This window comes from Empedobacter sp. UBA7248 (assembly GCF_002472945.1).
Lineage (GTDB): Bacteria > Bacteroidota > Bacteroidia > Flavobacteriales > Weeksellaceae > Empedobacter > Empedobacter falsenii_C.
Window position 1 is genome coordinate 1 of sequence record NZ_DKSU01000001.1, and the last position, 20,142, is coordinate 20,142.

At 30.8% G+C, this 20,142-nt stretch carries 16 protein-coding genes and 1 tRNA gene; 8 read left to right on the forward strand and 9 right to left on the reverse strand.

Features of this window, described 5'->3' with window-relative positions; all coding sequences use genetic code 11:
- Positions 1–182 precede the first annotated feature (182 nt).
- The 7 genes from pnuC (at position 183) to B4A23_RS00035 (ending at position 5,333) form a co-directional block, all read left to right on the forward strand.
- The gene (pnuC, locus tag B4A23_RS00005) at positions 183–770 is read left to right on the forward strand and encodes a nicotinamide riboside transporter PnuC (protein ID WP_286475566.1); all 588 of its coding nucleotides are present in this window, start codon (positions 183–185) and stop codon (positions 768–770) included.
- A complete protein-coding gene (locus B4A23_RS00010) occupies positions 754–1,779 on the forward strand; it encodes a hypothetical protein (RefSeq protein ID WP_291115394.1) in 1,026 nt (341 codons plus the stop codon). Before pnuC ends, B4A23_RS00010 begins: the two co-directional genes overlap by 17 nt.
- Positions 1,780–1,807: 28 nt before the next feature.
- Positions 1,808–1,879, forward strand: a tRNA-Arg gene (locus B4A23_RS00015).
- A gap of 64 nt (positions 1,880–1,943) precedes the next feature.
- Positions 1,944–2,711, forward strand: coding sequence for a sulfite exporter TauE/SafE family protein (locus B4A23_RS00020; RefSeq protein ID WP_291115397.1), 768 nt, complete (start codon positions 1,944–1,946; stop codon positions 2,709–2,711).
- A complete protein-coding gene (locus B4A23_RS00025) occupies positions 2,712–3,503 on the forward strand; it encodes a hypothetical protein (RefSeq protein WP_291115400.1) in 792 nt (263 codons plus the stop codon).
- Positions 3,504–3,693: 190 nt separating this feature from the next.
- Positions 3,694–4,308, forward strand: a complete 615-nt coding sequence (locus tag B4A23_RS00030) for a deoxynucleoside kinase (RefSeq protein ID WP_038333632.1) — start codon at positions 3,694–3,696, stop codon at positions 4,306–4,308.
- Between the two features lie 71 nt (positions 4,309–4,379).
- On the forward strand, positions 4,380–5,333 hold the full coding sequence (locus tag B4A23_RS00035) for an EamA family transporter (protein WP_180906321.1): 954 nt from the start codon (positions 4,380–4,382) through the stop codon (positions 5,331–5,333).
- Between the two features lie 179 nt (positions 5,334–5,512).
- On the opposite strand, the gene B4A23_RS00040 is transcribed toward B4A23_RS00035, so the two are convergent.
- The 8 genes from B4A23_RS00040 to B4A23_RS00075 all read right to left on the reverse strand — a co-directional run bounded on the left by B4A23_RS00040 (position 5,513) and on the right by B4A23_RS00075 (position 18,328).
- Positions 5,513–6,781, reverse strand: coding sequence for an ectonucleotide pyrophosphatase/phosphodiesterase (locus B4A23_RS00040; RefSeq protein ID WP_291115403.1), 1,269 nt, complete (start codon positions 6,779–6,781; stop codon positions 5,513–5,515).
- 76 nt (positions 6,782–6,857) lie between these two features.
- Entirely contained in the window at positions 6,858–7,958 is a 1,101-nt protein-coding gene (locus tag B4A23_RS00045; RefSeq protein WP_291115406.1) for a serine hydrolase domain-containing protein, read from the reverse strand.
- Positions 7,959–7,988: 30 nt separating this feature from the next.
- A complete protein-coding gene (locus B4A23_RS00050; protein WP_286511607.1) occupies positions 7,989–8,621 on the reverse strand; it encodes a hypothetical protein in 633 nt (210 codons plus the stop codon).
- A 131-nt stretch (positions 8,622–8,752) separates the two neighbouring features.
- Complete coding sequence (locus B4A23_RS00055) at positions 8,753–14,800, reverse strand: alpha-2-macroglobulin family protein (RefSeq protein WP_291115412.1); 6,048 nt, start codon at positions 14,798–14,800, stop codon at positions 8,753–8,755.
- Positions 14,801–14,950: 150 nt separating this feature from the next.
- A complete protein-coding gene (locus tag B4A23_RS00060; protein WP_221854579.1) occupies positions 14,951–15,463 on the reverse strand; it encodes a plasmid pRiA4b ORF-3 family protein in 513 nt (170 codons plus the stop codon).
- A gap of 3 nt (positions 15,464–15,466) precedes the next feature.
- Positions 15,467–16,888, reverse strand: coding sequence for a CCA tRNA nucleotidyltransferase (locus B4A23_RS00065; protein ID WP_114999833.1), 1,422 nt, complete (start codon positions 16,886–16,888; stop codon positions 15,467–15,469).
- 31 nt (positions 16,889–16,919) lie between these two features.
- Positions 16,920–17,477, reverse strand: a complete 558-nt coding sequence (locus B4A23_RS00070) for an L-threonylcarbamoyladenylate synthase (RefSeq protein ID WP_414647040.1) — start codon at positions 17,475–17,477, stop codon at positions 16,920–16,922.
- A gap of 56 nt (positions 17,478–17,533) precedes the next feature.
- Positions 17,534–18,328: a DUF5672 family protein gene (locus B4A23_RS00075; RefSeq protein WP_291115415.1), complete on the reverse strand. Its 795-nt coding sequence runs from the start codon at positions 18,326–18,328 to the stop codon at positions 17,534–17,536.
- Between the two features lie 95 nt (positions 18,329–18,423).
- Here B4A23_RS00075 and B4A23_RS00080 point away from each other — a divergent pair, with 95 nt between their 5' ends.
- The gene (locus B4A23_RS00080) at positions 18,424–19,200 is read left to right on the forward strand and encodes a lipopolysaccharide kinase InaA family protein (RefSeq protein WP_291115418.1); all 777 of its coding nucleotides are present in this window, start codon (positions 18,424–18,426) and stop codon (positions 19,198–19,200) included.
- A 33-nt stretch (positions 19,201–19,233) separates the two neighbouring features.
- On the opposite strand, the gene B4A23_RS00085 is transcribed toward B4A23_RS00080, so the two are convergent.
- On the reverse strand, positions 19,234–20,139 hold the full coding sequence (locus tag B4A23_RS00085; protein WP_291115421.1) for a GYDIA family GHMP kinase: 906 nt from the start codon (positions 20,137–20,139) through the stop codon (positions 19,234–19,236).
- Positions 20,140–20,142 lie beyond the last annotated feature (3 nt).

Sequence of the window (20,142 nt, forward strand, 5' to 3'; positions counted from 1 at the left end):
GAGAAAGCTTTTTTGTTTATTAATTAGGAAAACTCACCAAAACTTTTCATCTTTGTCTTTCAATGGGGTGCTAAAAAGCTGAGAATATACCCAAGAACAATTTTGTTCTATACCTGATCCAGATAATGCTGGCGGAGGAATTGATGTTAGCAATAACTTCTATCTCCTCATCAAAACAAATTATGATGAAGGAAATTATTTTACAAACAACTTGGCTTGAATGGCTGGGTGTCACTTTTTCTATTTTTCAAGTCGTATTGGCGAGATTCAACAATCCAAAAAATTATTTATTTGGAATTGCAGGAATTACATTATCGCTTTTCGTCATGTTCAATTCTAAGCTATATGCCGAATTCACACTTAATATTTATTATTTAGTAATGAGCATTTATGGTTGGCTGTATTGGAAATTTGGACAACAAAAACACGAAATTGAAATTACGAAAACTAACAAAAAAGAATGGGGAATTGTAACAGGAATTGTCTTAAGCAGTTTTACTATTTTTTATTTAGCACTCACACATTTCACCGATTCTGACGTTCCTATTTGGGATTCAGTTGTAAGTGCATTTGCTTGGGCAGGTATGTGGTTAATGGCAAAACGTAAACTCGAAAATTGGATTTTATTGAATATTAGTAACATTATTTCAATTCCATTAATGATTCACAAAGATTTGTACTTATACGCTATTTTATCGTTGATTTTATTTTGCGTGGCAATTTCTGGATATTTTAATTGGAGAAAAATTTTGAATGAAAACAATGCTTGATATTCCCAAACTTCGACAAGAATTATTGAATAAAGAATCGTTTAATCAAGTAGTTCTCGATCATATTTATACTCAAAATTGGTTGAATATTTGGGTTCCTAAGCAATACAATGGACTTGGTTTACATTTTTCCGAAGGATTAAAAGTTTTACAATCTGTTGCTAAAATTGACGGAAGTTTAGGTTGGTTTGTAACGCTTTGTAGTGGTGCAAATTATTTTTCTCGAAATCTAAAACCTGATGTTGCTTCTAATTTATTTTCTTCACAAAAAACGTGTTTTGGAGGAAGCGGAATGCTTGGTGGAACTGCTGAAAAAGTTGGAGATAAATATATCATAAACGGTTTGTGGCATTATGCAACTGGCGCTCCTTACCTCACTCATTTTACATTAAATGCGAAAATAATCGAAGATGGAAAAGAAATATTGGACGAAAATGGTGAACCAAAGTTTTTGTCATTTATTTTAAATCAATCTCAAGTTAAATTAATTTCAACTTGGAAATCAATGGGAATGGTTGCAACATCTTCTCATAGTTTTGAAGTAGAAAATGAAATCGTTCATCAAGATTATAGTTTTATTTATAATCAATTTTATAGTGATGATTTGGTCGAAAAAATACCTTTCCGAATTTTTGCTGATTTAACTTTATTGGTAAATTATCTTGGAATGGCAGAACATTTTATCGAAAAAAGTTTAGAAATTATTCATTACCAAAAACAAACAGATTTCGAACATTTCGTTATTAAATCAACTTCGAAAACTATTGAGTTTGCTAAAACAATAGAAAACTTATTAGCAAATAACTCTCCTATTTCAGAAGAAATCGGAACTAAAATTCATTCATTTGGAATAAAAACTGTTGAAAAAATCACTCAATTTATCATTGAAATTTATCCACAACTTGGAATTAAAGCTTCAAAAATCAATGAAGAAATCAATCAAATTTTCAGAGATTATTTTACCGCAACTCAACACCGAAATTTTAGACAAAATATTCAGCTCAAATAGTCTATTTATCTATATTTGCAAAACTTTTGGCTGCGTAATTTAATGGATAGAATATCAGATTCCGGTTCTGACAGTATGAGTTCGAGTCTCATCGTGGCTACAATTTTTAATAATTCCTTCATTATTTATTATTTCTCATCTACATTTGCCAAAATTTTTCAGTTTTGGAAATCGAGATTTTATTCTATTTATGCATAGCAGCTTTTTGTGCTGGCTTCATCGACTCTATTGTTGGTGGTGGAGGATTAATACAAACACCATTATCACTTGCTTTTTTACCCAATTTACCTGTTTCAACTGTTATTGGAACGCTAAAAATTCCAGCATTTAGTGGAACAGCTTTAGCAACTTCACAATACCTTAAAAAAGTAAAAATAGATTGGAAACTTTTCGCGATTATGGCGATATGCGCTTTTGTTTCTGCTTTTTTAGGATCACAATTGTTAACGGTTATCAATAATGATTTTATGAAGCCTGTTTTGTTAGTCATTTTGATTGTTTTAGCCATTTATACGATTTTCAAGAAGGATTTTGGACAAGCAACCGAACGTAAAATTCCTTATCACATTGCGATTACCAATGGTTGTATTGTGAGTATCGCGGTAGGTTTTTACGATGGTTTTATTGGCCCTGCAACTGGAACTTTCTTTATTTTGGGATTCGTAACACTTCTTGGCATGGATTTTTTGAAAGCTAATACCAATGCAAAACTGATTAATTTAGCGACTAATTTTGGTTCAATTTGTTTGTTTTTAATCAAAGGGCAAATTATCTGGAAAATAGCTTTACCAATGGCTGTTTGCAACGCTTTAGGAGGTTTTATTGGAGCAAAATTAGCCATAAACAAAGGGAATAAATTTATTCGATACATATTTATTTTGGTAATCCTACTCTCAATTTGTAGATTTGGTTATGAAGTAATTTTCAAGTAAATGAAAACCATTTTTTCAATCATTTTTGTTTCAATATTTGTGAATGTTTTTGCTCAAAAGTTTGAGTTAAAAGATTCTGTTTTGATTGAAAATAAGACAATCAAATCAATTGATACTGATCTAAATAATTCGATTTATTTGATTTCAGATACAAGAATTGAAAAAATATTTCAATCGAAAAAGAACAAAAGTATTGATCTTAAAAATATCATTACTTCGGTTGATGTCAATAATCCGCTTCGAGCTTATGTGTATTCAAATTTTAATCAACTCACTATTTTAGATGAAGATTTGAATCCTATTCAGGATATTGTAAAGATTAAATCAAACGATTTTATGCCTGCCGCGTTAAAAGTTATTGACACGCAATTTTGTTGGTTTTATGATTTAATCGGGAATAAAATTGTTTACTATAATTATCAGTTGCAAAAACCAATTCTGACATCAAAACAAATCTATTTGAAGCATAATGATCAATCAATCGATAAAATACATGTATACAAAAATTTGGTGTATTTAAAAGGTCAGAAAACGATTTATATTTACGATGATTATGGAAATTTCAAATCTAATTTTGAATTTGACACCAATCATCAACCTTTTTATTTTTATAAAGATGTTATTTTCTATATAAATGACAATAAGCTAATATCAAAAAATATTATCAACCAAAATTTGACAACTTTTATTGATTTAGAAAATGTAAAAAGTTTTGCACTTAACGAAAAAAATCTTTATACATTGGTCGAAAATAAAATTTACACTTATACGATTTTAAATACAAACTATTAATAACAAACTATTTAATCAATTAAAATTAATTACTAAACCTTATTTATTTTTAATTTATAATTGAATAAAAAATCATAAATCAATCGGAATAATTTTTTTCTAAAAAAAGATTTTTCTATGAGTCGCTTGCTTAGATTTTGTTTTGAAAATTAAGCTTTAGTATATTTGCAAACGTTAAAATAATTGGAAAATGCATATCGCCATAGCCGGAAATATTGGAGCAGGTAAAACTACTCTAACAAACCTTTTAGCAAAACAATACAACTGGACAGCTCAGTTTGAAGATGTAGAAATGAATCCGTATTTGGATGATTTTTACAATGACATGGAAAAATGGGCGTTCAATCTTCAGATTTATTTCTTAGGAAGCCGTTTTAATCAAGTAAAAGAGATTAGAGAAAGCGGAAAAGACATTATTCAGGATCGTACAATTTACGAAGATGCGCATATTTTTGCGAGTAACTTGAACGATATGGGATTATTGTCTACAAGAGATTACAATAACTATTTGCGTGTTTTTAATTTGATGACAAGTTTTGTAGAAGCACCAGATTTATTGATTTATCTTAAAGCTTCAATTCCTACATTGGTTTCGCAAATTCAGAAACGTGGTCGCGATTACGAAAACTCGATTAGTATTGATTATTTGAATCGTCTAAACGAGAAATATGACAAGTGGATCTCGAATTATAAAGAAGGAAAAGTGTTGGTAATCGACGTGGATAATTTAGATTTTGTTGAAAATAAAGAAGATTTAGGATTCATTTTCAATAAAATAGAAGGAGAAATTAACGGACTTTTTTAGTCAGAAAAAATAAAGTAACTTGCACGGCTTGATTTTAAATTTAATCAGGCCGTTTTTTTGCGTAAAAAATTATGGAAAATAAAAGTATTTTGAAGGGAGTTTTGTTCGTTGCAATGGGCGCCAGCTTCTACGGAATGTTAGCAACATTTGTAAAAATTGCATACGATCAAGGCTATACGACTGCCGAGGTAACGACTTCGCAGTTTGTTTTAGGAATTTTGATTTTGGGAATCATCAACTTGTTTATGATGAGTAAAAAAGATTTACCAAAGATTGAACAAAAAGATAAAAAAAGGTTGGTTCTTGCCGGAACTTCGTTAGGTTTCACAAGTTTATTTTACTATCTAGCGGTGCAATATATCAATGTGTCAATCGCAATTGTATTGTTGATGCAAACGGTTTGGATTAGTATTTTGGTTGAAAGTATTTTGGGTAAACAATTTCCTTCTGCCAAAAAATTAATTGCAATGGTTTTGGTATTATTTGGAACTGTTTTGGCTACAAATTTAATCAACCAAGAAGTCGAATTAAATCCTAAAGGATTGTTTTGGGGATTTTTAGCAGCTTGTTCTTTCACGGCTACTATGTTTACATCTAATAGTTTAGCCAATTATTTACCAGCTTACAAAAAAAGTTTGTGGATGCTTTTTGGAGGTGCTATTATTGTGTCGTTATTTTTGTTTTTTAGCCAAATCGGACCTTATTATTTTGATGGTTTAATGAGCTTTTACAACAACTTTTCGAGTGATGTAAATGGAATTCATGCATTCAATTTTAGCATTTTTTATACTTGGGGATTACCATTGGCAATTTTCGGGACTGTGTTACCTCCTATTCTTTTAAACAAAGGTTTTCCGCACACAGGATTAGGTTTGGGAAGTATTGTTTCTTCGTTAGAATTACCCGTTTCCGTAACTATGGCTTTTGTCCTTTTACACGAGCAAGTTCTCGCAATACAATGGACAGGAATCGCCGTTATTATTTTTGCTATTATTATATCAAATCTAAATTTCAAGAAAAAATAAATTCAAAATCCCCAACAAATGTTGGGGATTTTTTTTGAGTTCCATTTTTTATAAGCTGAATTTATTTCAGCTTATCATCATAAATAATATGATTCTAAAATAAATTCTGAATGACAAATTCAATCACAAAAAAAGCCAACTCGTAATAAGTTGGCTTTATATTTTGAGCGAAATTTAAATTATTTTACCAAAATTTTATTCGCTAATTGATTTGTTCCATCAATTTTTTCTTGAATTGGTAAACCTAATATCTTCGCAAGCATTGGATAAATTTCTGTATTTGGAAAAACTTTAATCTCTTTACCAGACTTAATATTTGGTCCCCAAGCCATAAAAGTCGCTTTCATTTCTGGCGTTTCTTTTACATAAAAACCATGCGAACCTTTCGGTGCATTTTTGTTTGAAAAATAGTTTGGAGCATGTGCAATCAAAATAATATCTCCAATTCGATTGTATCGATCATTCTTTTTATCAAAATGATATTTCGACGGAACATTTGTTGTTTTATACACTTCGAACGTATTATTCTGAACCGCTTTTATTTCTTTGTAAATTGACTCGATATCATTTTTATCTTTTACAAAAAGACTTACATAAGAACCATTCGAAGCAACTTGTACTTTCGATTCATCAATTTTAATTGGCAATTTCAATGGATTTTCATCATCGATTCTTGTCATTCCATGATCAGAAACAAAGACAAAATTCACTTTCAAACCTGTTTTTGCAACCTCATCATTCAATTTCTTGATTGATTGATCTACAAACTGCACAGCTTCCTTTGTTTCAGGCGCATCAGGACCAAAAGAATGCCCCGCGTGATCTACTTCCGGAAAATAGAACGTAATCAAATGCGGACGTTTTTCAGCTGGTAATTCCAACCAATTAACTACTTGCTGAATACGATACTCAATTGGTGATTTTTCCGAATACTTGTACGAATACGTTGGAAACATACCATTAATAGGCGCTTCCGAACCTGGCCAATAGTAACAAGCAGCTAACATTTTGTTCTGCTCTGCAAGATTCCAAATTGGCGTTCCTCCGTACCATTTCGGATTGATAACCGCATTTCTATTTCCCAACGAATAACGATCACCAACTTCTCTATCTAACATATTATTCCCCACCAAACCGTGATGAATAGGCGTTAAACCAGTTACAATTGTGTAATGATTTGGAAATGTAACCGATGGAAAAGACGGATACATGGCATCAGCTTTTACTCCATTTTTAGCCAAAGCTAATAGATTTTTAGCTTCATGTTTTTGAGCATAATCATAACGAAAACCATCTGCCGAAATCAAGATAACATAAGGTTTATCTTGTTGTTTGGCATCATTTACACGATTTTCGATTACGATTTGTTCTTCGATTTCTTGTGCATTCGCTGTAACTGAGAACGTTAAAACAATTGCAGAAAATATACTAAGTATTGATTTTTTCATGCCTCAAATTTAGAAAGTTTTATACTTAGAATGAATTAAAAAAATGTCAAATCTTGTGAGAAAATTTTTCAAAATTCTAACTCTTCTTCATCAACAACTTCTGAAATTCTTTTCCAACAAAAGGATTAATAATATGCTGAAAGCCTTTTTGTAACGTAAAAACTGTAATTGTCGCATCTGATTCTGGCGAATAAATAACATCTGTTCCCCACCAACCACCGTGATAATAAGCGTTAAAACCGAGATCAAAGTGATAAATTCCTAAACAATATTTAGATTGATCCGAAGGTAAAACATACGTCGACATCGAATCTAAAATTTGTTTATTCTGAATAATTTTTCCTTCAAACAAATACTGAAAAAACAAAGCCGATTCTTTGGCTGTAGAAGCTATCCCACCACCTCCGTACAAATCCCAAGATGGATTCAAATCATACGAATCCCAATTGTATTTACCTGCGTATTGATGAGCAAGCGAAAGCGTTTGTTGTGGATATTTTTCCAAATCGATAAACCACGTTTTTGTCAAACCTAATTCTTTATACATTAACAAATCTCGCATTGCTTTATAAAAAGGTTGATGCGTTTTTTGCTCAATGATTTCTGCTAAAAGCAAATAATTGATATCGCCATAACTAAACTTTTCTCCAACTTTTTGTGGACTTCCAATTTCCATTGCACGCTTGATTTGTTCCGCCTTCGTCCATTTATATTTCGGATGCTGATTGACTAATTCAAAATACGCTTCATCTACATAATCTTGTATTCCAGAAGTGTGTGACAACAAATTCTTGATTGTTATTGTATTCAAATCATAACCATCTTTTTCGAGCAATTTACGAGTCTTCTTAGACAACAAATTCTTGATAGGTTGATTGATTGTAACTTGACCTTTTTCTACTAATCTTAAAATAGCAGCAGCTACATAAGGTTTGGTATTACTTGCGATTAAAACCGGTTGTTGATGATTTAAAACTTTATTCGTTTTAATATCTGAAACTCCTTTTGCATAACTCCAAGAAATATTTTGTTTTGGCGCTTCAACATGAACAATAATTCCAACAGCGTCTTTATTTTTCTCATAAATCGAATCTATTTTAGATTGAAAAATGGTTTGCAGCTGCGCAACTCCAAAAAATGGAATGAATATAATACTGAGTAGAAGTGTTTTCTTCATATAATAAATTATTTATTTTAAAAATCGTTTTTATGAAATCCAAGTTCGCTTAATTTTTATAATTTTCCATTCATTATCAATTTTCTTAATCCAAATATCATAACCTTGACCACAAAGCTTTCCACATATAACACCGATTTGCAAAAAACCTTCTGTTTTAATATCATTAAAAAAGATTCTTCTGAAGCTAATTTCTACATCAAGATTTTTAAGATCTTCATATTCATCCCAAGTCTTATAATCTTTAAAAGCCTTTTCTAAATTTGGTAATTCACTTACTTTAATTAATGTATTATTTGCTTTGATATTAGAATTATTGATGTTAATCACAAAATTTGAACTATCAGATTTCACCCAATTTGTTCTAAAATTTTTAAATATATTTTCATCAAAATCATCTTTTCTATATCCACTTACAGTATCATAAATAGCAATCAATCTTTTTTGATTTCTAATTTTTAACATCTCATTATTGTAGTCATCTTTTTCTTTTTCAGTAACATTTTCTTGAAATTCTATTGGCTCAATATTTACAACGCAACTATCTATAATTTCATGAAATATTTGTGAATAAACTTCATTCTGAAAATTATCTGTATTAGATTTTTGAGTACAATTTACTAAAGTGAATAGTAAAAATGTAATGAATAAAATTTTCTTCATTTCATGTTATTTGATTTTAAAGATAAATAAAAATTGATTTAAATATTAGTGAAATCCTAAAACAAGTTCAGTAAACAAAAAAAGAGCTGAGGTAATTCTCAGCTCTTTTTAGATTTATTAATTTGAATTGATTATTTAATCTCAACACGAATTCCTTCGCTTTGCGCACTCAATTCTGGTGCATACATATTTTGCATCGATGTAATTCCGTTCGAGAAATTTCCTGCATTATTCGCTTTCAAATCATATTCGAAAACGTAAGTTCCTTTTCTCATATAATCCGAAAAGAAATTCGCAGCTGCATCGCGCGTGCTTTCGTAATACCCAAATTCTCCTTTCCATTTGTAACCAGAAAGTACATTCACAGGCTCGAAACCACTTGCTCGCATATCTTTAATATGTACAAATTGCATGTTACGATCAATAGAAATCTCTAATCGAACCGTTACAATATCACCAACTTTTATCGGTGTTGACGTTGTAATTTCTTTCAGAATTGGACCATTTGTTGAATTTTGTTTGATGAATAATTTCTTGTTGAACTTGATTCCTGTTTCAGCAGATTTTATTTTATCTAAATCTTCAAAATATTGCCAATACATCGCTCCCCAAGCAACACCTGGAGAAGTTTTCAAAACTTCAACTTTACCCATTTCAGGTTTAATTTCTTCTTTGTTCCAAGAAGTTTTTACATAACCCGAACCAGATTGCGTATTGTTATCTAAATCAATTTTTTGATTTCCGATCTTCACTTCAATTCCTTTCTCTGCATCTATCCAAGATTTCCCGAAATTCATTAAAGCATAAACCGCTTTTGTCGTTGCTTTTGTCGAATTCCATTGATTTGTTTGACGATTTTTCAATAACCAAACTTTCATTTCTTCTACTGATTTCTCGTCTTTTGTAACTTCATCAAACGCTTCAATTAACAACGATTGTGTTTCTACAGGCGCTTGATACCAAAACCAACCCGGTTGATTTTCTTTCCAATACATACCCATTTCATCCGATTCTACTGCTTTTTCTTTGATTGAATTCACAACAATTTTAGCAGCAGATTGCATTTGGAAACGATTCATCACAATTGCAGCCATTGCTTTTTGTTGCAACGATAAATCCAATTTTGTATCATTCAAATTCTTTAACATCGCTGTTTTCATTTCTTCCAACTCTTTCGTCATTGGATAATCTTCTAAGAAGAAAGAACGCGCATATAAATAATGTAAACCGTCTGAATATGTAACATCTTTGAATGATTTTTGATCTTTTTTGAACTCTTTGAAACGTTTCAAATTCTCATCATCAATAAACTGAATTGCTTTTCTGATTAATGGATTCACATCTATTTCAAACGCTTTGAAATTCACATCCATTTTCTTCATATTTCCGAAACCAGAAACAATATGCGTTGTGATATATTCGTTTGGACGACCACCGTCAAACCAAGCAAAGCCACCATTTGATTGTTGTTTATCCGATAATTTTTGGAAAGCCGATTTCATTTCCGTTTGCATTTGATTCAATTGGAATAAAACCGCTATTTGTTTCATTTGCTCTTCTTCACTTTCTGCATTTTTCACCCAAGGCGTTTCCTCTAAAATGATATTTTTCAATTCTTGGTTCAATTGTAATTTCGATTTCAATTCACCTTTTTTGTTCCAATCATCAAAAACAGCTTTAATTTTTGGATTCGAATTAATCACTTTCTCCGAAATCATATTTCCATATAAACGCGAGAACACTTGCTCAGCACATTCATAAGGATATTCGCGCAAATAAGGCAACGAGAAAATCGCATACCAAATTGGATTCGTTGTCATCTCAAACGTTAATTTGAAATTATCCAAAGAAGTCGATTTATTGTTGATCATATTCTCAAATTGGAACGATTTCTTTTGACCTTCTTTCACATAAATCGGCAACGTTTCTGTCACCATCATACGATTTGTCAAAATTGGCAAAGCCGATTCCTCTCCATCCGAAAAATCTCCAGCCGAAGCCACCACACGATAAACAATCGCTTGTACATTTTTCGGAACATCAATTGTCCACGTTACTTGATCCGAACTTCCTTTTGCAACAGAGAAATTCTGAACTGCATTTGTCAACTTAAATTGCGCATCAATTGGTTGATTGGTAAACGCATCAAACAACATCAACTTCGCAGAACCATTTAATACTTTATCTGATAAATTATTAATCTTAGATGAAACCGAAATTTGATCGCCTTCACGCAAGAAACGTGGCATATTTGGCACAACCATCAAGTCTTTTTGAGTGCGAACATTTTGCTCTAAATAACCTGTTTTAAGGTCTGGTGTATGCGCAATCGCCATGAATTTCCACTCTGTTAAACTTTCTGGCGTTGTAAATTCTATAATTACATTTCCTTTTGAATCTGTTTTAAGATTTGGATAAAAGAACGCTGTTTCATTTAAATTTGTACGCGCTTTTACATTATCTAAAGCTGCGTTTGCTCCTTTTTTAGTTGTAATTACCACTACTCCTCTTGCTCCTCTTGCTCCATATAATGCAGTCGCCTCTTCTCCTTTCAACACATTCATAGACTGAATATCATCTGGATTAAGTTCTGATATTTTATCATATACAACTCCGTCAATAACATAAAGAGCGTTTTCATTTCCTTCTAATGAAGAAGCTCCACGAATTGCTATTTCTTGAGAAGCATAGCCAAGCTCTTTTTTATCTCTCGTAATTCCCATTGCTGTAACAACAGCAGCTTCCATTTGAACTTCTCCACCTCCAGTTTGACTTGTTGAAGCTGGTGCAGCCACCGATTTCATCATACGATTCATGCGATATTGATTAAATCCAAAATCAAATAAATTAAGATCTAATCCTGCATATCCTCTTGCATAAAAATCATAATTTGTACGATAATAAATTGCGCGTGAAGAATTTGTTGAATAAAATTGATACAGATTAAATGGATTATTTCTTCTTGAATTCGTAAAATTATATACATTAAAATCTAAAGAATTCGACGCAAATTGATCCAACGAAGCATCATACATACTTGCTAAAACCTCAGCCGAAACTTTATCTTTATTTGGACCTTCGATTTTTAATTGCCATTTTTCTTTTGCACCAGGCGTTAATTTATCACGTAAAACTTCAGCCGTAACTTTCAGTTGTTTATTGGTAAATGGAACCGTCAAATGAAGACTTCCCGTTTGCACATCATTGAATTTCGTCATCGCATAATTCACATAAATTCCACCACGATATTCTTCTTTGATTGGAATTTCAACCACTGATTTTTTGCTCAAATCCAAGAAACCTTTCTCAATAATTGTTTGATTCGCCTCTACTTCATAATACACAAATGTATTTTTAGAACCTGATTTGAAATCAATTTTTGCAATATCTTTTGGCTGAAAAGTTGATTGATTTAGCGAAACTGCTAAAAGCGTTTTGATTGCATTTGCTTTCTTTTCATTCGAAACATAAACCAATTTATCCACCTCAACTTTTTGCGTTCCGTCAAGCACAAAACCTTTGATGACATAATAACCTTCTTCTAAATTTGACGCTTGATTGAATTGAATTTCATCAGAAACTTTTGTATCAAAATCACTTTCGAAAACCTTTTGATTGGTTGTCCATGTTTTCGGATTCATTTCATCGCCATAAGGCTCATTTGGAAACAATTTCTTGAATTCTTCTTTCGAATAAACATTATAATCTGTTGTAAATTTTTGACGACGAACAACTTCTTTTGGCGCATTTAACGAATAAATTTCGATATGACCTTTTCCGTCTAATTTTTCATCATTCAAGTTTTTCACTTCAATTTTGAAAGCTTTCAAAACGTCTGCTTTTGTTTTCTCTGAAACAGCTACATTCAACGACATTCTCGTATCACCAACTTTCACCGAAGAAGACTCAGACTGCGTTTCTCCATTGATATCTGTTGCATTTACTTCGATAAAATAATTGTACGTTCTTACCTCATCTTTCTTTTTCTCAGAAGCCGGTTTTGCGACAAATTCGAAATTAAATTTTCCTTCTGCATCAGTCGTTGTATCTCCAAACGTAATTTCTTCTCGCTCGCCACGACCTGCTGGAATTGAGCGATACCAAGGCCAAAACGTAAAAATTTCTTGACGATAAACACGGTACGAAACTTTTGCATTATCGATATTAGCACCAGAAAAAGCAATCGCCTTTCCTTCTACTTTTACCTTGTCATTTAAACTATAAACACCTTTATTTTTCTCAATTTCGACTTTGAATTTTGGACGTTTATATTCCTCAACTTTGAATGAATAATAACCATCTTCGTTAATAGCTCTAATCGAAAAATTCCCTGTTAAAGCAGAACTTGGCAACACAAAACTTCCATTTATAGAACCAAATTCGTTTGTTTTTAAATCTACTTTAGAAAGTTCTTTGTCATTGACATCAAACAAAGCAATCGTCAATTTAGAATTTGGAATGACGTTTCGGGTTTTATCTTTCGATGAATAATAAATTCCTTTAAAATAAACCGTTTGTCCAGGACGATAAATCGCACGATCTGTGAAAATCTTGACAGAAGAATCATCGTCTTCATCATAACGATCGTAATCGTAGTAATACGTTGAATAAATAGTATGTTCGTCTTTTACTCGATATTGAAGATTTCTCCAACCCGAAGGAATTGTAATTATTCCATCTTTATCCGACGTTAAAATTTTAAATTCCTTTTTATTGTAATTTGTCAAGTTAGAAAACTCAACCGCAACATTATTTTCTGGTTTTCCAGTTTCACGATTTACAACCGAAACCTTTTCATTCAGCGAGTTTATCGCATATTTCGAAACCATTATATCCAAATAATCAATATCGTCTTTTGTGTTGATTTTTAATTCAGAATTATTCGAAAAAAGGACAATATAACGACCAGATTTTAGTGGATTTAATTTGACTATTGTTGAATGATTTTGATAATCTTCAAACGATTTGACATCAATTGTATATTGATCAACAACTTGTAAACTATTCAGAAATTTTTGCGCTTCTGAAATTCGATTTTCGTTGTAAACGTTTAACGCTTGTATTTTCTGTTTTCCATCAAAACCTTCATTATAAGTGAAAATTCTAACAAAAACTTGCGATAAGTTTTTATGCGTTAATTGAATTAGCGTATTCTGATTTTCGTTGATATATTTCTCGGCTTGCACACTTAATTCTTGCGATTTGATCTTCGAAACTAAATTATTTATATTCTCTAATTCCTCCGAATTTGGATAAAGCTTCGCAACTTTTTGTTGTATCTCAAAAATCTTATTTACGTTCGACAATTTATCCTCTTGCAAACCATAATAATCTGTCGCTAAAGTTGCATATACATAAGACGAATACCACGCTTTTGGATATTTTGTTGCTAAAGATTCTTTTTGTTTAATAATTTCTTGAACCGAAGTTGAACCACGTTTTGAATCAATTAAAATCAATTCATTGTACAAAACAGCATTTTCGTTATTTTTTTGTGTATTCAATTGAACCAAATCATTAAGCAATTGATTTGCTATATCTTTTTCATCATTCTGATTCAGATAATTGATATATTTTTTCGCTAAAACATCATATAAACTTGGCATTAAATCCAATTGTTGCTGCGCATTTTTCTTATCCTCAACAAGATTCAAAATCATTTTATAATCTTGAGATTTTGCATTGATTAATTCATTTTTTGGTTGAATTGATTTCGAAAAATAATCGTTAATTGTTTTCTTAAAAGTATCTTCTGTCCAAAATCTTACATCATTTGTCGCTTGATTTTCGACATTTGTACGACTTTGAATTTTCCAACGATTTTCGTTGTAATACAATTGATATAGTTCAGCTAAATATGAATAAACAATCGCACTATTTACGTTTGATTTTTCGTCTAAATCTTTTTTAAACAAATCAAAAACGAAGTTTACATCATCTTTTTCATCAGAAGTTGCGACTTTTATTTTTGCTTCATAAAACAAAGCTTTCAGATAACTTTGTTGATTATTTTGCTTTTTTGATAAAGCTTTAAGTTCATCAATTTTTGGTTGGATTGATTTGAATTGACCATTTTGCATTTGTTGGTCAATTTCTTTCCACTTTTGATCAATCGTTGGGGATTGAGCCATAAGCATCGAATTGGTTAAAATTAATAATAAAAACAGGAGCTGTTTCATAGATTCTTTCTTTTATCAGTAGATGCAAGTTACGGAAAAATGGTTGGTTGTGGAAATGAAATAATTATCAAATGATTGATATATAGCACAAAAAAAATCTGAATGTTGCCATTCAGATTTTTTGATATATAAGTTGATTAGTTGTAGTTTTTATAAATCGTCTACGTCTAAATCTTCGTCGATTTGTAAATCATTTAATTCAGCATCTTCTGCAAAATCAATATCTTCTTCGTCGTCTAAATCAACCATCATGTCTTTTTTAGGCGCTTTAAGAGGCATTGAACCGAAACGGTAAACCGTTAATGGATAATTAAGAACAGCTGGTTTATCTTCTACAGAAATTAATTCAGCCACAAATGTCCACATTTCCATAAAATCATATACAAAAGCCATACGATCTCCCTGATTAACAAAAGCTTCTTTGATATAAAAATCAGCCATTGTTTCATCAGTTCCATCATCAGACATATCCTCTAAAGGAATTTCTTTTGTTTGGTTTCCATCCTCATCTACTTCATAGAACGACGCCAACTCCTCACCTTGTAAACTAAAAGCACTAATAATACCTTTGTACAATGTGAATAATGTTTGCTTCTCTTTAATTTCTATGTCTCTAAAAACATCCTCTTTTGCATCAAGGAATACACGAATTTTATATATCACTTTCTAAATATTTTTCGGTTCCAAATTTAAATCTTTTCCCATATTAATTACAAATTCTAATGCAGAATTATAATTATTTTCTACTTCGCCTTCTAAAATTGCTTCTTTGATGGCATTTTTTAAGATTCCAATCTCTTTTCCTGGTTGAATATCAAATATTTTCATGATTTCTTCACCCGAAATTGGCGGTTGAAAATTACGAACTCTGTCGCGTTCTTCAACATCTTTTATTTTTTGTTCTACAACTTCAAAATTTTGTTTGAAACGTTTCTGTTTGCGTTCATTTTTTGTTGTAATATCAGCTTTACAAAGCGTAATTAAATCGTCAAAATCTTCTCCAGCATCAAACAATAACCTGCGTAAAGCTGAATCTGTTGCGTCATCTGTCACAACTGCAATTGGACGAGAACTCATCATCACCAATTTCTGAACATATTTTACTTGCGGTCCTAATGGTAATTTTAATCGTCTGAACAATTTTAATACCATTTTAGATCCAACAAATTCATGCGAATGAAATGTCCAACCTACATTTTTATCAAAACGTTTGGTAACCGCTTTTCCAATATCGTGCAACAACGCCGCCCAACGTAACCAAACATTATCTGTGTTGACAGAAATATTATCAACGACTTCTAATGTATGATAAAAATTATCTTTATGTTTTTGACCTTCAACCTCTTCGATTCCCTTTAACGCAACCAATTCTGGTAAAATATGCTGCATTAATCCTGATTGTTCCAATAACAATAATCCGACCGAAGGTTTATCCGTCATCATAATTTTCTGAAACTCATCCATTACGCGTTCAAAAGATACGATATTAATACGTTCAGCATTATCAATTATTGCCTGAAAAGATTTTTTTTCTATTTCAAACTCCAATTGAGCTGCAAAACGAATCGCACGCATCATGCGCAAAGGATCATCAGAATAGGTAACATTCGGTTCTAATGGCGTTTTGATGATTTTATTATTCAAATCTTCAACACCATTAAAAGGATCAATTAATTCACCAAAATTCTCTTTATTCATCGAAATTGCCAATGTATTAATCGTAAAATCACGACGTTTTTGATCGTCTTCCAACGTTCCGTCTTCTACATGTGGTTTTCGACTATCTTCTGAGTAACTTTCTTTTCGTGCACCTACAAATTCCAAATCTGTGTCTTTATACTTAAACATTGCTGTTCCAAAACGTTTAAAAACTGAAACTTGTGATGTATGTCCTAATTTATTAGCTAATTCTTTAGCCAATAAAATTCCATTTCCTACTGTTACAAAATCGATGTCTTTTTTCTGACCACGATTCAATAAATAATCGCGTACAAATCCACCAACTACATAAGTTTCTTGATTAATTTCATCAGCAACTTCTGCTACATTTTTAAAAATTGGATTTGATACGGCTTCTAAGATTTTCATTCTGCAAAAGTATATGTTTTGAAATAAAAAACTACTCTCTAATAACTTTTACTTCGTTATCTAGACCTAATTTAATTATCGTTGATGCAGTAAACTGAGGCACAAAGGTTTTTGTCTCGTCTGGATAAAAGTCAACACGCTCTAAAATAGTAGGATTAACTTCCGAAAACACTTTTGGAGAAGGTTCTCCTGATAAATTAGCCGATGTAGACACAATTGGTCCACCTAATTTCCCTATGATTTTCTTACAAAAAAAATCGTCTGTTAATCGAATAGCAATTGTATTATCTTCTGCAACTAACGATTGTGGTAAACCTTTTGGATTATCGTAAATAATTGTAAGAGGTTTTTCATTCAAATCAATCAAATCCCAAGCTAATTCTGGCACCTCAACAATATTTTGTAACATGCGTGGTGAGTCAACTAAAATAATCAACGATTTTGATGAAGGGCGATTTTTTATCTGATAAATTTTTTCGATTGCAGCCTCATTCTTCGCATCACAACCCAATCCAAGAATTGTATCTGTTGGATAAAGCATTGTTTCTCCTTGTTTTAGTTTGGCTACAATTTCGTTTATATCTGACATTTTATTTATTTTATAAATTTGAGTGCAAAGGTATTGTAGGAAAGTTAAAATGAGAATTATTTAATATAATTTCTCCAAAATTTATAGGGTTTGGGTTGATTGAATCGATGACAAGCCATTGGTAAAGCATTATTATTCAACTTAAAAGATTTTTCTGGTTTTCGATCCATACAAAAATCTAATGCTTCTTTCCAATTAGGAATTTTATAATCTGTATACTTTTTAGGAACAAATAATGACCAAAAAACATCTTCGATATGGTAATCAGATTCTGGTTTTTCTGTTAAGAATAACTCTATCTGTTTGGATTGTTCATCAGAAATTTGAATAAATTTTTCTACTTTTCGTAAAGAAAATCCTCCATTTCCTACTTTAAAAAGACGCTCTGTATTCTTTGGATTTTTCCCTTTTAATTTTCGAACAAATCCGTTTATTTTTTCAAAAGTTACATTAATAAAGTTACGCTCGCTTCCTACCCATGGGGCTCCTACGTAATCATAATCTTTTTCGCACCATTCATTTAGTTTATTTTTAAAAACATAAACATCTAATTGACAAATCAGTATATATTCAAATTCTTCAAAAGTTTGATAAAATTCTTTACTTAATAACAATTGATTATATGCATCAATAGAATCGAAACAATTTGAACTGAAGTATTCTATTCGAAGATGTTTAATTTTATTAAAATAAGATGAATAACGAGAAGTTGACAATCCTTTCGGAGCTGCAAAAATTATTTCAAAATCATTGAAATGTTGAGTTATGCTTTTCAAAGATTTTTTTTCAAATTCATCTAAAAAATCTCTATAAATTGGAACTACAATCCCTACTTTCTTCAAATTATTCATAATATTGAGAATACTTTTCAGCAAAAATAAACATATCTTTGGCACATTAAAATGAAATATAGAAAATCTATATTAAATATTAAGAATTCAAGAAAATGACACAAAAAATTGTCGTAAACCAACAATTTCCTACTACAAAAAATGAAATCAAATCAATTATTGACAATTTTGATTTGATTGATGATTATATTGCAAAAGGGACACGAAATTCTATCAAAAAAAAGACATTAGAATCGGATAAAATTGCAACAATAAAATCATTCAAAATTCCTAATGTTGTTAACAAATTTGTTTATAGATTTTTTAGAAAATCGAAAGCAGAACGATCATTCTTATATGCTAATAAATTAATTGGTTTAGGGTTTAAAACACCTACTCCAATTGCATATGTCGAAAACTTTAGTACAATCTCATTTTTAAAAAGTTATTATTTTTGTGAATTAATTACATCTGAAATAACTTTTAGAGAATTAGTTTTAGATATTAATTATTCAAATCGAAACGAAATCTTGAAACAGTTTACAAAATTCACATTTGATTTGCATGAAGCTGGAATTGAATTTTTAGATCATTCTCCTGGTAATACTTTAATTAAGCAAGTTGGAGAAAATCAATACGAATTTTATTTGGTTGATTTAAACCGTATGAATTTTCACAATTCAATGAGTTTTAATATTCGAATGAAAAACTTTTCTCGTCTAACTCCTCAAAAAGAAATGATTGAAATTATGGGAAAAGAATATGCGAAACTTATTAATAAACCAGAACAAGAAGTGATTGAAGAAATGTGGAATAAAACACAAGAATTCCAACAAAAGTTTCAAACAAAACAAGCTCGAAAAAAGAAATTAAAAGCTTTAATTGGTAAATAATAAAAAATGCACTTTTCATGAAAAGTGCATTTTTTACTTTATCATTTCAGAAAATGGAATAATTATCTCATATCCTTTTTCTTTAAAGTAATCTTGCATTCCTTCTCTATACGTCACTAAAACAAAATCTCCGCCCCAAGCTCCGAGGCTTTTTACAGTTCCTAAATAATCAGGAAAATACAATTCTTTAACTTGTGGAATTTGCATAAAACTGCTTAATTGAGCTTGATATTCATCTAAAATAGCTTCTAAATGAGTTAAACTCTCAACTTTAGTTGCTTTTACAACTAAATCCGAAAGTTCCTGAATCATTTTCCAATCTTTTGGTTTGTTCTTATAATGATTTCCAACAACGGCTTGCGTATCTTGCTTTTGATTAAGATAAACAAAATAAAGTTGATCTTTAAAATTCCAATTCAATTCTAAATCTTCTACTTCAATTGGATTATTAGAAAATAAAATCGGTTGATGATGATGTGCGCAAGCTATATCATAACCACTTGTATTGAAGGTCAATTTATTTAATTCAAACGGATTTATTTCAATCCATTGACTAATTAAATCAATCAAAGTCGAGCTACTACCCAATCCCCATTCTTGTGGATATTCTAATTTTGTTAAACATTGATAACTATTATTAGAATTGAAAAAATCAGGATTTAACGATTTAACTTGTTTTAAAATATTTTGTAATGATTGACTTAATTTCTCGTTTGTAGAAGAAATTATTTCTAAATCATTCAATCTAATTTCAGCTTCAAACCAAATAGAATTATCAAATTTCGTCGCTTTCCAAGTGATTAAATTCTCAGTTTCTGATGAATTTTCTACAAACAAACATTGCCCATATTTCGTGGGCAATGCAAATGCTTTCGCTCCATCAATTACAATATATTCCCCGATAAGGAATAATTTTCCATTGGAACGGTATGTTTTCATTTA

Coding starts and splice junctions, on each gene's coding strand:
- B4A23_RS00035 (WP_180906321.1), top strand. CDS start 4,380: ATGGAAAATAAAAGTATTTTGAAGGGAGTTTTGTTCGTTGCAATGGGC.
- B4A23_RS00075 (WP_291115415.1), bottom strand. CDS start 18,328: ATGAATAATTTGAAGAAAGTAGGGATTGTAGTTCCAATTTATAGAGAT.
- B4A23_RS00080 (WP_291115418.1), top strand. CDS start 18,424: ATGACACAAAAAATTGTCGTAAACCAACAATTTCCTACTACAAAAAAT.
- B4A23_RS00010 (WP_291115394.1), top strand. CDS start 754: ATGAAAACAATGCTTGATATTCCCAAACTTCGACAAGAATTATTGAAT.
- B4A23_RS00070 (WP_414647040.1), bottom strand. CDS start 17,477: ATGTCAGATATAAACGAAATTGTAGCCAAACTAAAACAAGGAGAAACA.
- B4A23_RS00025 (WP_291115400.1), top strand. CDS start 2,712: ATGAAAACCATTTTTTCAATCATTTTTGTTTCAATATTTGTGAATGTT.
- B4A23_RS00055 (WP_291115412.1), bottom strand. CDS start 14,800: ATGAAACAGCTCCTGTTTTTATTATTAATTTTAACCAATTCGATGCTT.
- B4A23_RS00040 (WP_291115403.1), bottom strand. CDS start 6,781: ATGAAAAAATCAATACTTAGTATATTTTCTGCAATTGTTTTAACGTTC.
- B4A23_RS00085 (WP_291115421.1), bottom strand. CDS start 20,139: ATGAAAACATACCGTTCCAATGGAAAATTATTCCTTATCGGGGAATAT.
- B4A23_RS00065 (WP_114999833.1), bottom strand. CDS start 16,888: ATGAAAATCTTAGAAGCCGTATCAAATCCAATTTTTAAAAATGTAGCA.
- B4A23_RS00045 (WP_291115406.1), bottom strand. CDS start 7,958: ATGAAGAAAACACTTCTACTCAGTATTATATTCATTCCATTTTTTGGA.
- B4A23_RS00030 (WP_038333632.1), top strand. CDS start 3,694: ATGCATATCGCCATAGCCGGAAATATTGGAGCAGGTAAAACTACTCTA.
- pnuC (WP_286475566.1), top strand. CDS start 183: ATGATGAAGGAAATTATTTTACAAACAACTTGGCTTGAATGGCTGGGT.
- B4A23_RS00050 (WP_286511607.1), bottom strand. CDS start 8,621: ATGAAGAAAATTTTATTCATTACATTTTTACTATTCACTTTAGTAAAT.